The following is a 13,226-nucleotide window of genomic DNA, read 5'->3' on the forward strand; positions in this document are numbered from 1 at the left end:
ACCGGTGGCTCTCGTCTGGGACGAGAGGTCAGCTGCCGACGCCGAGCGCGGTCAGGAACACCAGCACGACGGTCGTCACGGCGAAAACCCCGTGTGCGGCGACGACGGCAACGGGAAAGTGCTTTTCGGGCGGTTCAGCCGTTCCCGCGGCGGAGCGGCGTTCGACCGTTCCCGCGGCGGAACGCTCTCGATAGGTGGGAATCCAGCGCACCAACATCGTGAATCCGAGTAGGGCGACCGGAATCAGCAGCACGAAGGCGATCCAGGCCCACGCCGTGTTGTCGATGACGAGGTACACGATCCACACGATCAGTCCGGCCACGGCGAGCAGGAAGTGCCCGAACAATACCGGCGCGGGCAGCTGGGTCGAATTCGGCTGACGCGTGCCGCCCTTGGCGATCCAGGTGCCGAGCAGGAAAAAACCGCCGCCCGCGGTGAGCAGCCAGAAGATCAATGCGGCGATGCCCATGGTGTGCCTCCTGACGTTGGGAAGGGATTCAGCGCTTGAAGCCGCTCGCCTGGGTTGCCTCGTCGGCGACACGTACGCCGTACCGGTAGGCGAGCTTGCCCCCGAGATACCCCGATATCGCCAATGCCCCCAGGGCCGCCACCGACAGCGCCAGCGGCCCGGCCGGAACCGCGCGTGTGGTGTCGGCGCCCCGCCGCCAGACGAAACCGACCGCGTAGGCGACGGTGACCAGCAGATTGAGGGTCATGTGCAGCAGGCCGGTGCGGAAGGCGGGCGTACCCGTCGGGATGGCGAGCAGGTCGAGGAACCCGATCGTCGCGGCGGCCAAGGCGCCGAGCACGCCGATCGCGATCAGCCACGACGACCCCTTGACCAGGAACTCCGGATCGTCCACCACTCGGGATGCGAGGTCGAACACCAGACTGGCGACCCATGCGCCGATCGGGACGGTGACCAGGATCGGATGGAACGGGTGCCCGTACGGGCCGGCCAGCGCGGCGCTCACCGGCCGCTTCGCCTGCTGCGGATCCTCGGTCATGGCGCACCTCCATCGAGGTCGATCGCCTTCGCCTCCGCCGACCGGCCACGGGGCCGAGGCTCGGCCACGGTCCGCCGGGTCGTTCGACTCCGCCCGCGCAGATGGCCGACGGATTCCACTCTCCTGTATACGGGAATATCGCATCGAATACGGTAGGCCACAAAGTGGATATACCACCGTACGGAAATCGCACACCTCGTTCGGAAAAGCCGCACCCATCGCCTCGACGCAGAATTGTCGGACGCTTGCACAACTGCGGTTTTCCGGCTTCTGGGACGGCTACTACATCATCGGAAGCATCGGCATCGGCATGCCCGGGAACATGTTGTTCCACATGTCGCGAATCATCCCCATCATCTGATCCAACACTGTAGTTCACCTCCCTTCGGGTGATATCCGAAACGCGGATCAGCCCGTCGGGCACGATGGCGGAGGACGCGCCGACACACCGGATAAATCATCCGGGAACAGTTCGGACTTTCGCCGGACGACTATCGGTGAAATACACGTGTCGCTCCCCGAGGTCGGGCTCGACAGCTATATACAGGATACGCGCACCTGGGTGAGCCAAACACGCCTCGCGGATCTGCCGAATTCGCGAACCGTCGAGTTCGCCACGATTGAGGGAATCGGAACTTTCTCATCGGCAACCGCCGCAACATATCGGCGCTGTCAGCAAGCAGTCCGCCGCCTCGGTGTCGGGCGTGGACGACCGGCAACTCATGTGCTCGTCAGCTGATCGCGGGGCTCCCTTGTGCGGCGAGTCGTCGGTTGGTGAGCTCCAATTGACGCACCGTGCCCACCTCCAGAGCACTCACCTGGGCGTCGTCCAAGCGCCCGCACAGCCGCCCCCAGTGCACCGCGACCCGCTCCCCTACCGCGACATCCGGCAGCGCCGCGTACCCGTCCACCCGGATCGGCACCGACCGCGCCGTCTCCGCCGACAACGCGAGGCGTTCGCCGTCCCAGCTCAGCGCACGGCAGCCCAACACGACCTCGCCGCCGGCACGGTCGAGCACCGTTCCCCAGCCGATCCGGCAGTTGTCGAGCACGTGCAGGGGATGTTCGTTGCCGTGTCCGAGCAGCCGCGACCAGGGGTACACACCGAAGACGTGGAAGCAGTGGTTGGCGGCCGCCTCCTCGGCCAGCCGTGGCGTCAGGTACGTCCAATACCCGCCCGCGACCGGGCCGAGCAGATCCAGCAGTTCGGCGGTGAACTCGCGGGCATCCAGTTCCGCGCCGACGCCGCCGCACAGCCAGTACGCCTCGACGATCCTGCGGTCCAGCGGGTCCGCTATACCGGTCATGCGCGCCATCACGCGCAGGTAGGGCCACGCTCCGGTGAACCGGCGCGCCACCGCCCGCACCTGCTCGTCCGAGCCGTCGCGCAGGGCGGCCGCGTCGGGCGGCCCGCAGTAGCCCAACCGATTGGGCGCGTAGGCGTACCGGGCGAACATCTCCGCTCCGCTGCCCGCCATCAGCACGGCCCTCCGCCCGCCCGGCCCGGGGACCACCGCTGCTCGATCCGGCCGAATCGCCATACTCCGACGGCGACCGCCCAGGTGAGCAGGAACAGTCCGGCGATCACGAAGCCCATGGCGCCCAGATCCAGCCCGCCGACCCACGCCAGCGGTCCGTCGGCGATGCCGAATTCGTCGGCCAGCAAGGAAATCATCTCCTGCGCGCCGATCAGCAGCGCTACGGCCACCGACAGACCGGTGACGACGATGTTGTAGTAGACGGTGCGCAGCGGTCCGGCGAACGCCCATCCGTATGCGTAGTTCATGAACGCGCCGTCCAGCGCGTCGAACAGCGTCATGCCCGCCGAGAAGAGCACGGGCAGCACGAGGATCGCGTACCACGGCAGGTCGGTCGCCGCCGCGCCGCCCGCGATCACCAGCAAGCTCACCTCGGTGACGGTGTCGAAGCCGAGGCCGAACAGCAGCCCGACGAGGTACATCTGCCACGGCGCGCGCACCGCCCGGGTCAGCGGCCCGGTCACCCGCTGCAACGCGCCGCGGTCGTGCAGCCGCTGCCGCAACGCGGCCTCGTCGTAGCTCCCACGGCGCATCGAACGGAACACCCGCCAGATGCCGATCAGCGAGACCAGGTTCAACGCCCCGATGGCGAGCAGGAAAGTGCCGGAGATGCCGGTGCCGAAGAGGCCGGTCCAGCGTTGCAACCCGGAGTTCTCGTCGCGCAGGTTGCCCGCCAGCGCCTTGACGCCGAATGCCAGCAGCGCGACGAGGACGAACACGATGGTGGAGTGCCCGAGGGAGAACCAAAATCCGACCGACAGCGGCTTGCGCCCGTCCGCGACCAGTTTGCGGGTGGTGTTGTCGATCGCGGCGATGTGATCGGCGTCGAACGCGTGCCGCATGCCGAGCGTGTAGGCGGTGACGCCGAGGCCGACGCCGAACACCGCACCGTCCACCACGTATCCACCAGGGACAACGAGCAGCAGCAGCGCCGACCACCCGAGGACGTGCAGGACGACCACGACCGACGCCATCCCCGCGACGCCGCGCCGCTGTCGTCCGTCCAGCGGGGCACGCGACGCCGCAGGCGTCTCGGCGATCCGAACGATGATCCACACCTCGCCTTCTGGCTCAGGGCCGATACCGGTCCCCTGTCAGCAGATCCGCGGCAGCTGCTCGCCCGCGGGCAGATCCACCACCCGCGTACCGCCGAGCGCCGTGCGGGCGACCACCATGCCGGGATGTTCGGCGACGCATCGGCCGATCACGGCGGCCTGCGCGCCCAGTGGGTGCTCCCGCATCGCCGCCAGCACGCGTTCGGCGTCCTCGGGCGCGACGAACGCCAGCAGCTTGCCCTCGTTGGCCACGTACATCGGGTCCAGGCCGAGCAGCCCGCACGCGTCGCGCACGCCGTCCGGCACGGGAAGCTGCCGCTCGTCCAGGGCCACGCCGACTTTCGCGGCACGGGCGATCTCGTTGAGCGAGGCCGCGACGCCGCCGCGGGTGGGGTCGCGCAGCACGTGCACGTCGGCGCCGGTGGCCAGCATCGCCGCGACCAGACCGTGCAGCGGCGCGGTGTCGCTGAGCACGGTGGTACCGAACTCCAGACCCTCGCGGCAACTGAGCACCGCGACACCGTGCACCCCGATCTCGCCGCTGACCAGCACGACGTCGCCCGGGGTCGCGCGTTGCGGCCGGATGTCCACCTCGGGGGGCACCACGCCGATGCCCGCGGTGTTGATATAGATCCCGTCACCGTGCCCGGCGTCGACCACCTTGGTGTCCCCGGTGACCAGCTGGACTTCGGCCGCCAGCGCGGCGGTCCCGACCGCCTGCGCGATGCGTGCGATGTCGGCCAGCGCGGTGCCCTCCTCCAGGATGAACGCGGTGGACAGCACCATCGGACGCGCACCGGACATGGCCAGATCGTTCACCGTGCCGTTGACCGCGAGCTCACCGATGGTGCCGCCAGGGAAGACGAGCGGCTTCACCACGAACGAATCGGTGGAGAAGGCCAGCCGCGCGCCGTCGAGCGTGACGACCGCGGAATCGGTCAGGTCCGCGTTCGCGGCGGAGCCGAACGCGGGCAGGAACAGATGCTCGATCAGCTCGCCGGACATCGCGCCGCCGCCGCCGTGGCCCATGACGATGTTCGGCGAATCCCGCAGCGGCATCGGGCAGACCCAGCCCTCATCGATCGTCACGGGCGCGGCGCCTTCATCACGCATGAGCCACCTCCGCGGGCAGATCCAAGCGCCGGTACAGGTAGTAGGCGGCGCACGCGCCTTCGGAGGACACCATGGTGGCGCCCAGAGGATTCCGCGGCGTGCACTGCTTGCCGAAAGCGGCGCACTCGTTCGGCTTGATCAGCCCTTGCAGCACCTCTCCGGAGCGGCAGATGGTCGATTCTTCGGTGTGCAGGTCGCCCACGGCGAAGCGGTGCTCGGCGTCGAACTCGCGATAGCGCTCCGACAGCCGCCAGCCGCTGCGCGGGATGACGCCGATGCCGCGCCAGGCCCGGTCGGTGACCTCGAAGACGTCCTGCAGCATGGCTTTCGCCGCGGGATTGCCCGCAGCGGCCACCGCGCGCGGGTAGGCGTTCTCCAGTTCGTGCCTGCCGGACTCCAGTTGCAGCACGGTGCGGCGGATGCCCTCCAGGATGTCCAGCGGCTCGAATCCGGTGACCACCATCGGCACCCGGTACTGCTCGGCCAGCGGCGGATATTCGTCGGTGCCCATCACGGTGCAGACGTGCCCGGCGGCGAGGAACCCCTGCACCCGACAGGTCGGGGACTCCATGATGGCGGCGATGGCGGGCGGGACCAGCACGTGCGACACCAGCAGCGAGAAGTTCCTGATCCCCAGCCGCTTCGCCTGGTAGACCGTCATGGCGTTGGCCGGAGCCGTGGTCTCGAATCCGATGCCGAAGAACACTACCTCGCGGTCGGGATTCTCCTTGGCCAGGTTCAGCGCGTCCAGCGGCGAGTACACCACTCGGACGTCACCGCCCTCGCTCTTCACCCGGAACAGGTCCTTGGAACTGCCCGGCACGCGCAGCATGTCACCGAACGAACAGAAGATCACGCCCGGTCGCGCGGCGATCTCCAGCGCCTTGTCGATCACCTCCAGCGGGGTGACGCAGACCGGGCAGCCGGGGCCGTGGATCATCTCGATCTGGTCGGGCAGCAGTTGGTCTATGCCGTGGCGGATGATCGAATGTGTTTGTCCGCCACAGACTTCCATGATCGCCCAGCGGCGGCTGGTCGCGGCGCGGATCCGATCGAGCAGGTGCCGGGCCAGTTCGGGGTTGCTGAACTCGTCGAGATATTTCATGACTTCGCCTCCGGTTCCTCGCGGGACGGCTCGGCGGCGGGATTGTCCAGGCCCGCCTGCTTCGCGGCGATGGCGAAACCGTCGCCGAATTCCTCGTTCAGTACGCCGAGGTGCTCGAACTCGGCCAGGGTCCGCAGCGCGGACTCCTCGTCCAGACGCTGGATCGCGAAACCGACGTGGACCACGACGTAATCGCCGACCGCCGCGTCCGGGATGTATTGCAGGCACACGTCCTTGTGCACGCCGCCGAAGTCGACGACCGACATCAGCGTGCCGTCCCGCTCGTGCAGGCTGAGCACTTTGCCTGGTACCGCAAGACACATCGTTGCTCTCCTTCGCTCATCCCTCGCTGCACGCGAGGAGTTGCCCGAACGCGAGGCCGCCGTCGTTGGGCGGCAGTCTGTGGTGGGTGATCACGGTGAACCCGTTGTCGCGCAGCAGCGCACACGATCGCGCGAGCAGCAGGGCGTTCTGGAACACGCCGCCGGACAGGGCGACGACCGTCCCCGGGGCGGCGTAACGCGCCGCGAGGTCGAGCACCAACCGAGCGACGGCGGCGTGGAAGCGCGCGCCCACCACCTGCGGGGGCGCGCCCGCGCGAACGTCGGCGACCAGGTCCGCGATCACCGGCGCGGCATCGATCCCGGCGGGGTCGCCGTCCGCGAGCGGGAATCGGTAGGCGGCGTCGCCTTCCGCCCCCGCGCGCGAGAGTCCTTCCAGTTCGATCGCCGCCTGGGCTTCGTAGTCGACGACGTGCCGCACGCCGCACAGCGAGGACACCGCGTCGAACAACCGGCCCATGCTGGACGTGGGCGCGCAGCCCAGTCCGGTCCGGAACTGGTGGGCCAGCACCGAACGCTCGGCGGGCGGACACGCCGCGACCGCGGGAATGTCCTCGGACCAGTCGATCCCGGCCGCGCGCAGATGAGCCAGCGCCATGCGGTAGGGCCTGCGCACGGCGAGATCGCCGCCCGCGAGCGGCACGTACTTCAGGTGTGCCAGACGCCGGTAGCCCTTGTAGCCCGCCAGCAGCGCCTCACCGCCCCACACCGCCGCGTCCGGTCCGTACCCGGTGCCGTCGAAGGCGATGCCGACCACCTGCTCGGTCGCGCCGAGCCCGTGCTCGCCCATGACTGCGGCGATGTGCGCGTGATGGTGCTGGACGGTGTAGACGGCTCGCTCGCCCGCGTGCCTGCGCGCCCAGGCGGTAGAGCGGTAGCCGGGGTGCGCGTCGGCGACCAGCTGCGCGGGACGGACGCCGGTGAGTTCTCCGAGGTGGCGCTGCGCGGCGTCGAAGGAGCGCAGCGTCGCCAGGTCGTCCATGTCGCCGATGTGCTGGCTCAGCCAGGCGTAGCGGCCGTCGGCCATCGCGCAGGTGTTCTTGAGGTCCGCGCCGACGGCGAGCGTCGGCGGCAGCGGCACCGGTAGCAACAGCGGCAGCGGCGCGTAGCCGCGCGAGCGCCGGACCGGCAGTTCGCAACCGTCGAGCGAGCGCACCACCGAGTCGTCGCAGGGCACCAGGATGCGCCGGTTGTGCGACAGCCAGCCGTCGGCGAGCCCGGCCAGGCGGGTGCGTGCGTCGTCGTCCTGGTAGCAGATCGGCTCGCCGCCGAGATTGCCCGAGGTCATCACGAGCACCTGCGGGCCGGGCGGGTCGCCGGGCAGACCGAACAGCAGCAGGTGCAGCGGGGTGTAGGCGAGCATCACGCCCAGGTCTGGATTGCCGGGCGCCACCGATGGCGAGACCGCCGGGCCGTCGTTCGAAGGGGGCTCCTCGGGCGAGGATCGGCGAGCGAGCAACACGATGGGGCGAGCCGAGCTGGTCAGCAGCGTCTCGGCGGCGTCGTCGACGGCGACGATAGCCCGTGCCGTGACCAGATCCGGCACCATGACGGCGAAAGGTTTGTCACCGCGGCGTTTGCGACGCCGCAGTTCCGCGACGGCCGCCTCGTTCGTGGCGTCACAGGCGAGGTGGTATCCGCCGATGCCTTTGACCGCCAGGATTCCGCCCGCGCGCAGCAGTCGCCGCGCGGCAGTCAGCGGCGTACCGGCTCCCGGTCCCGTATAGGCGAGCGTGGGGCCGCAGTCGGGGCAGGCGATCGGCTGCGCGTGGAAGCGCCGATCGGCGGGATCGGCGTATTCCCGCGCGCACCGCTCGCACATGGCGAAGTCGGCCATCGATGTGCGCTCGCGGTCGTAGGGCAGGCTCGCGATGATGGTGAAACGCGGACCGCAGTTGGTGCAATTGACGAACGGATGGCGATAACGGCGATCGCGCGGATCGCGCAACTCGCGTTCGCAATCGGCGCAGATCGCGACATCGGGTGAGGCGAGCGTACGACCACCACCCTCGCGCGTGGTGCCCGCGATGTGGAATCCGGTGCCGCCGCGCGCCGGGATGTCGGCCTGCTCGACCGACTCGATCACCGCCAGCGGCGGTGGTCGCAGGCGCAGCCGCCGGGCGAACTCGTCCAGATCTCTGGCCGCTCCCTCGATCTCGACGATCACGCCGTTGCTGTTGTTGCTCACGCTGCCGGACAGAGCCAGTTCGGCGGCGGTGGTGTAGACGAACGGCCGGAATCCGACGCCTTGGACCACACCGCGCACCAGCAGACGCCGCCGCAGCCGCACAGTGTTCATGACTGGTCCCCGCGTTGCAGCAGACGCAGCCCTTGCAGAGCCGCCTCGGCTCCCGCCGCGTCGGTCTTCTCCACCGCGAAGCCCATGTGGATGATCACCCAGTCACCCGGCCGGGCCGGATCGTCGTCGAGCAGCCCGATGTTCACCTTCCGCTGCTCGCCGGAGACGTCGACCAAGGCGATCTGATCGTGGTAGCCGTCAGGGATCGCCAGCACCTGTCCCGGGATGCCCAGACACATCGGTCAGTCCTCCTGTCGCGCTGTGGCCCGCGGAAGCGGGGAGCCATCGGATGTCCCGGCGGGCAGGAACGCGGCCAGCACCTCGCCGACGGCGGCGACCGCCTCCGGCACCGCCGCCGCGACCGGCGCGGACAGGCCGATGCCCTCCTCCACGCAGGCGACCTGGCAGCCGATCACCACCGTGGGCGGCAACACACCGCCCAGCGCGCGTACCCCGGCGAAGACGGCGTCCGGGCTCATCGCGTGGGCGTCGAGCCGGGCGCCGGTGTCCTCCGGCTCGGCGCCGAACACCTCGACCCGGCCGGGCGCGCCGCGGTCGGGCAGCGCGTCGATCAGCAGCAGCGCCGCCCAGGGGTCGAGCAGGTCGTAGGCGAGGTGCATGCCGCGGATGCCGTAGTCCACCGCGCGCACACCGGGGTCGGGGTGGTGCGGCAGCCTGCGCACCACCTCGGGTCCGAATCCGTCGTCGCCGAGGAAGATGTTGCCGATCCCGGCGATCAGCACCGCGGCCGTCGAGTCACCCCTCTTTCTCGGTGGGTGTCGTCGCGCCGCCCACTCGCGCGTCGTCGACCTTTCCGGTCGCCGTCTCCGCGGGGGCGTTGGCGGTGTCCTTGCGCTCGTCGTACGGAGGTGCCGCCGCTTCGGTGCCGGTCGGGGCTTCCGAGGTGAACTCGGTGCCCTTCTTGGCGTCTTCCGGATGCGCGGAGGTCATCTCCTCGTGACCGATGTGGCCCGGTTCCCGGTCCGCCGGGCCTCCGGCCGCGATGCCCGTGCCCGCGTCGCGCGAACCCGGCGCGCCACGTGCCGATTGCGGCTCTTCGCGATGCTCACCCATGATGCTCCTTTCCGGTGCCCCGCTACATGTGCCGGATCTTCAGATATCGCCGCAGATCCGGGAGCGACCGCACGCCGAGATACACTCCCGCCGCCACCAGCACGGCGACGACGGTCGTCGAGACCACTCCCACGGTTTCCATAGCGGACTTCCTTTCATTCCTCGGTGCCGTCGAGCGGCTCCAGTTCGTCGGGCGCGAAATATAGGTAGCGCCCGTACCATTCGTGCAGCTCGGCCGCCGGATCGGCGTCCAGCACCACCCCGACGTGCGCCTGTCCGTCCACGTCCTCGTGCACCGAGACGACCCGCGCGCACTGCCCGTCGAAGAACAGATCCTGGGCGTCGGCCCGGCGCGCCGGATGCAGCCGGACGCGGCTGCCCTTGCGCACCAGCGCCCCCGCGACCGGCACAGCGTCCAAGTCCGGACGGACGGCGCTGTCGGCCAGCGGGTCCCACCAATCGACGCCCTCGGGAATCTCCGGGATCAACCCGGGCCCCTCGGCGTGCGGGTCGCGCAGCACCCCGTGCAACTGCCGCATCGCGTCGGGCGACATGGCCTCGCAGCGGTCGATGATCTCCGCCGCGCGCGGGTCGGTGGCTCGGGCGCTCGCCTTCTCCGCATCGGTCATGGTGAGTATGCGCAGCGTGAGGATCTCGTCGATCTCGGTGGAGTCGAACAGCGCTCCTTCGCTCTGCTCCGCGATCTCCGGGTGGTCGTAGAGAATGATCGGCGAGATGAGCAGCACGCTGTAGTCGCCGGGCGGCCCCGCGAGCACCGGGAAACACCGGTACCGATCGCAGCGGGCGGCCACGGCGGTTGCGTCGGGCGGCGGTTCCAGCAGGGAGACGAACTGTCCGCCGGTGATCTCCGCGATGATGTGCGCGCCGATCAGCGAGCGGGCGATGGCGTCGCGCTTGTCGGTCGCGGGTGCGCCCACGTTGCGCAGGACGACCGTGAGCCGTAGGAAGCCGTCGTCTCGGTCGGCGGCGAGTTCCAGCTCACCCGTCAGCGGCAGCCGGGTCCGCACGAACGTGCCCGGCGCGGAGACGGCCGCGGTGGCGATCTGCTCGGCGTCGGAGCCGCCCGGGATGTCCAGCGGCACGACCATACGGGCGGGCGGGACGGGGCCGACGGTGATCTCCTTCTCGACCGCCTCGTCCCAGGACAGCCACGACCGCGCGCCATCGGTCAGCTCCGCGACGGGCGTACCGTCCCCGTCCACCACTTGACGGCGCTGGAGCTGGAGGAACCGCACGGTGAGGGTGAGTTCGGGATTCTCGCCCGGTTCGATCAGGCACTGCGCCGACAGCGTCGACTCCTCGCCGAGTCCCGCCGCGGCGGCCTCGTGCGGTCCCAGCACGCCGAACTGCCAGCGCGACTGGTTCTTGCGCGCGTCGGCCCGGTAGGGGTAGAGCAGATAGCCCTCGTAGAGCACCGCGTCGGCCACGGCGCGGGCGCGGGCACGAGCTTCGGCGGTCGTCACGGCGTCTCCTCGGCGCTGGTCAGCAGGCGGGTCACCGCGTCGTCGAAGCCGTGCAGGCCGTGGCTGGATTTATAGGTGGCCAGCGCCCGAAGCGTGTCGTTGTGCAGCCGCACCCACCCGGTATTCGGGAAGTACGCGTCCATCAGGCCCTGCCAGACCGATACGGGCATCTCGAACTTGTCCTCCCGGTCCCATGGAATCTGCTGGATGGCGAATCCGGTCGTGCCCCGGATGAAGACCGTCCCGCTGAACAGGAACAGCAGCGGAACCACACCCTCGCGCAACGCGTGCAGGTACTTCGATCCGGTCACCTCGAAGTCGTAGGTGCACGGCATCGGCAGGTCCACTTGGGCGCCGCCGGTGAAACTCGGAACCATGGTGGCGCAGTGCATCCAGAGAAACGAGCGCTGGGTCTCGTGCCACCGTTCGCGCGGGCCGAACAGATCGACCAGCCCTGCGGCCTCCTCGTCGGAGTAGCCGCGGCGGAACGGCTCGATGCGCACCTGCGCGCGCAGGGCGATGGCGTGCACGGGCTCCTCCGCGAGCGCGGCGATGCCGACGCGCGCGGACAGGATCGGCGCGACGGCGTACGGCTCGGGTTTGATCTCGAGCACGGCGAACGTCGTCGAGTACACCGGGCTCACGCCGCACCGCCGGTTTTCGCGCGCGCCGACGCCTCGGCGAAGAACTCCTCCAGGTATCGGTGCACGTCCTGGCCGCCGTCGAATCCGTGCCACAGCAGCCGCATCCGGCCGACGAACTCGTAGCAGGCGTCGATCGGTAGCAGCAGGCAGGCCGCCCGCTCGGTGCGGCGGTCGGGCACCCGGATGAGCAGCGCTTCCACGTCCGGGGCGAGCACGTCCAGCTCGGGATGCCGGTGAATGATCGAATTCCATTGCTCCAGAGGTAATTCCGACTCTGTAGCGCCGGCGGGTCCTGGATAGAACGCCACCGTCCGGTCCAGTGCGGAATTGCGGAAGAAGAACGCCAGATTCACGGGGATGTCCAGTGCGTCCCATTCGGCCCGGCTGATCGTGAAATCCGGGAACGTGAGATACCGGTCCGGCACCGCGCGATACCGCAGCTCCGCGTTCTGGTCGACGAACAGCAAGTAGCAGCCGCGGCATACGCACATCAGCTGCCTGCCTTCGACGTTCACCACGTGCTGGTGCCGGTCGGCGATCGGCTCCGCGCACATCTCGCACCGCTCGCCGGGCCGGGGAGCGGGCCCGCGATCGGCGGCGATCCGCTGGAGCGCGCGAAACGGTGTGCTCACCCGCGGACCTCCACCGGCACCGCCACCGACAGTTCGCCGGAGCGCACGAGCACGGGGAGCGGTTCGAGGTGACCGTCACCGTCGACCCGAGCGCCCGCGTGCACCACGTCGTAGTGCGCCCGGCAGGTCGGGCACCGAAGCACCGCGTCACCGGCCGGGAACCCCACGCGCCGCTCCAGCGCCGCACCCGCGAGCGATCGGTCGCATCCGGGGCAGTGGTCGCGATAGGCGTACAGCTCCGTTCCCACCCGGCAGGCGAGCACCGTCAGCCCGGCGACGTCGAAGCCGCCCACCTCGCCCGCGTCGAGTTCGGCCAGTTCGGGGACCGCGACCCAGTTGCCGGACCGCGCGCCGTCCGCGCGCACGCGCGAGAACAGCGAGTCGGCGGAGATCACCCCCGCCGACTCGGTCTGCGCGGCGACCACTTCGATGGACTCGATCTCCGGCGCGGCCGCCCGCACCGCGTCCTCGACGGCCAGTTCGAGCGTCACCGACGAGGACGGACAGCTCTTGCAACTACCCGCCAGTTCCAAGCGCACCACGCCGTCGACGATGTCGACCAGGTGGACGTCGCCGCCGTGGGAACCGAGATACGGACGCACGCTGTCCAGCGCGTTCCCTACGCGGGTGGTCACATCGTGCGGATGCAACCCGTGCACGAGCAGCAGGCTCGCGACCAGGTCGTCGCGGGTCAACCGCTCGACCGCCGCGTCGTCGAGCAGCTCGACCACGCGGGTCAGCGCCGCGCCGTAGAGTTCGACGAGTTCGCGCACGAGTTGCTCCGCGCGTTCGCGGGCGAGCGCACCGCCCGCCGAACTCGCTTCCAGCAAGGTCTCGATGCGATCACCGGCTTCGCGCCACCGGGAGTCGTCGAGCGTCGCGTCGTCCCGGTCGTCCGGGCGATCCTCCACCGTCACCTCCGGGTCGTTTCGCC

The 13,226-nt window shown here is 69.7% G+C and carries 16 protein-coding genes; all 16 read right to left on the reverse strand.

What is annotated here, in order from left to right:
* Window positions 1-28: 28 nt before the first annotated feature.
* A complete protein-coding gene (locus ACFV2O_RS08515) occupies window positions 29-469 on the reverse strand; it encodes a hypothetical protein (protein WP_379251226.1) in 441 nt (146 codons plus the stop codon).
* Between the two features lie 28 nt (window positions 470-497).
* The gene (locus tag ACFV2O_RS08520) at window positions 498-1,007 is read right to left on the reverse strand and encodes a DUF2231 domain-containing protein (protein ID WP_379251228.1); all 510 of its coding nucleotides are present in this window, start codon (window positions 1,005-1,007) and stop codon (window positions 498-500) included.
* Between the two features lie 731 nt (window positions 1,008-1,738).
* Window positions 1,739-2,485, reverse strand: coding sequence for a DUF6390 family protein (locus ACFV2O_RS08525; protein ID WP_379251230.1), 747 nt, complete (start codon window positions 2,483-2,485; stop codon window positions 1,739-1,741).
* Entirely contained in the window at window positions 2,485-3,552 is a 1,068-nt protein-coding gene (locus ACFV2O_RS08530; RefSeq protein WP_355071020.1) for a HoxN/HupN/NixA family nickel/cobalt transporter, read from the reverse strand. The genes ACFV2O_RS08525 and ACFV2O_RS08530 overlap by 1 nt, the downstream gene beginning before the upstream one ends.
* Window positions 3,553-3,639: 87 nt before the next feature.
* Window positions 3,640-4,713, reverse strand: coding sequence for a hydrogenase expression/formation protein HypE (gene hypE / locus ACFV2O_RS08535; RefSeq protein WP_379251232.1), 1,074 nt, complete (start codon window positions 4,711-4,713; stop codon window positions 3,640-3,642).
* On the reverse strand, window positions 4,706-5,818 hold the full coding sequence (gene hypD, locus ACFV2O_RS08540) for a hydrogenase formation protein HypD (protein WP_379251234.1): 1,113 nt from the start codon (window positions 5,816-5,818) through the stop codon (window positions 4,706-4,708). The genes hypE and hypD overlap by 8 nt, the downstream gene beginning before the upstream one ends.
* Window positions 5,815-6,141 carry a HypC/HybG/HupF family hydrogenase formation chaperone gene (locus tag ACFV2O_RS08545; protein ID WP_355070277.1) on the reverse strand — a complete coding sequence of 109 codons (327 nt, stop codon included), beginning with the start codon at window positions 6,139-6,141 and terminating at the stop codon, window positions 5,815-5,817. The genes hypD and ACFV2O_RS08545 overlap by 4 nt, the downstream gene beginning before the upstream one ends.
* Before the next feature lie 16 nt (window positions 6,142-6,157).
* Window positions 6,158-8,458 (reverse strand): carbamoyltransferase HypF, encoded by a 2,301-nt coding sequence (hypF, locus tag ACFV2O_RS08550; protein WP_379251236.1) that lies wholly within the window; start codon window positions 8,456-8,458, stop codon window positions 6,158-6,160.
* Entirely contained in the window at window positions 8,455-8,697 is a 243-nt protein-coding gene (locus ACFV2O_RS08555) for a HypC/HybG/HupF family hydrogenase formation chaperone (RefSeq protein WP_355070275.1), read from the reverse strand. Before ACFV2O_RS08555 ends, hypF begins: the two co-directional genes overlap by 4 nt.
* A gap of 3 nt (window positions 8,698-8,700) precedes the next feature.
* Entirely contained in the window at window positions 8,701-9,201 is a 501-nt protein-coding gene (locus tag ACFV2O_RS08560) for a hydrogenase maturation protease (RefSeq protein WP_379251238.1), read from the reverse strand.
* Window positions 9,202-9,214: 13 nt separating this feature from the next.
* Window positions 9,215-9,532 (reverse strand): hypothetical protein, encoded by a 318-nt coding sequence (locus tag ACFV2O_RS08565; protein WP_379251240.1) that lies wholly within the window; start codon window positions 9,530-9,532, stop codon window positions 9,215-9,217.
* A 22-nt stretch (window positions 9,533-9,554) separates the two neighbouring features.
* On the reverse strand, window positions 9,555-9,674 hold the full coding sequence (locus ACFV2O_RS08570) for a DUF6893 family small protein (protein WP_379251242.1): 120 nt from the start codon (window positions 9,672-9,674) through the stop codon (window positions 9,555-9,557).
* A 13-nt stretch (window positions 9,675-9,687) separates the two neighbouring features.
* On the reverse strand, window positions 9,688-11,016 hold the full coding sequence (locus tag ACFV2O_RS08575) for a hypothetical protein (RefSeq protein ID WP_379251244.1): 1,329 nt from the start codon (window positions 11,014-11,016) through the stop codon (window positions 9,688-9,690).
* Window positions 11,013-11,651 carry a DUF6084 family protein gene (locus tag ACFV2O_RS08580; protein WP_379251564.1) on the reverse strand — a complete coding sequence of 213 codons (639 nt, stop codon included), beginning with the start codon at window positions 11,649-11,651 and terminating at the stop codon, window positions 11,013-11,015. Before ACFV2O_RS08580 ends, ACFV2O_RS08575 begins: the two co-directional genes overlap by 4 nt.
* Before the next feature lie 5 nt (window positions 11,652-11,656).
* The gene (locus tag ACFV2O_RS08585) at window positions 11,657-12,292 is read right to left on the reverse strand and encodes a DUF5947 family protein (RefSeq protein WP_356961512.1); all 636 of its coding nucleotides are present in this window, start codon (window positions 12,290-12,292) and stop codon (window positions 11,657-11,659) included.
* On the reverse strand, window positions 12,289-13,203 hold the full coding sequence (locus ACFV2O_RS08590) for a NifU family protein (RefSeq protein ID WP_379251565.1): 915 nt from the start codon (window positions 13,201-13,203) through the stop codon (window positions 12,289-12,291). Before ACFV2O_RS08590 ends, ACFV2O_RS08585 begins: the two co-directional genes overlap by 4 nt.
* Window positions 13,204-13,226: the final 23 nt, after the last annotated feature.

The organism is Nocardia sp. NPDC059691, assembly GCF_042733915.1.
In the GTDB taxonomy this organism is placed as follows: Bacteria; Actinomycetota; Actinomycetes; order Mycobacteriales; family Mycobacteriaceae; genus Nocardia; species Nocardia sichangensis.

Coding starts and splice junctions, on each gene's coding strand:
- ACFV2O_RS08515 (WP_379251226.1), bottom strand. CDS start 469: ATGGGCATCGCCGCATTGATCTTCTGGCTGCTCACCGCGGGCGGCGGT.
- ACFV2O_RS08520 (WP_379251228.1), bottom strand. CDS start 1,007: ATGACCGAGGATCCGCAGCAGGCGAAGCGGCCGGTGAGCGCCGCGCTG.
- ACFV2O_RS08525 (WP_379251230.1), bottom strand. CDS start 2,485: ATGGCGGGCAGCGGAGCGGAGATGTTCGCCCGGTACGCCTACGCGCCC.
- hypE (WP_379251232.1), bottom strand. CDS start 4,713: ATGCGTGATGAAGGCGCCGCGCCCGTGACGATCGATGAGGGCTGGGTC.
- hypD (WP_379251234.1), bottom strand. CDS start 5,818: ATGAAATATCTCGACGAGTTCAGCAACCCCGAACTGGCCCGGCACCTG.
- ACFV2O_RS08545 (WP_355070277.1), bottom strand. CDS start 6,141: ATGTGTCTTGCGGTACCAGGCAAAGTGCTCAGCCTGCACGAGCGGGAC.
- hypF (WP_379251236.1), bottom strand. CDS start 8,458: ATGAACACTGTGCGGCTGCGGCGGCGTCTGCTGGTGCGCGGTGTGGTC.
- ACFV2O_RS08555 (WP_355070275.1), bottom strand. CDS start 8,697: ATGTGTCTGGGCATCCCGGGACAGGTGCTGGCGATCCCTGACGGCTAC.
- ACFV2O_RS08565 (WP_379251240.1), bottom strand. CDS start 9,532: ATGGGTGAGCATCGCGAAGAGCCGCAATCGGCACGTGGCGCGCCGGGT.
- ACFV2O_RS08570 (WP_379251242.1), bottom strand. CDS start 9,674: ATGGAAACCGTGGGAGTGGTCTCGACGACCGTCGTCGCCGTGCTGGTG.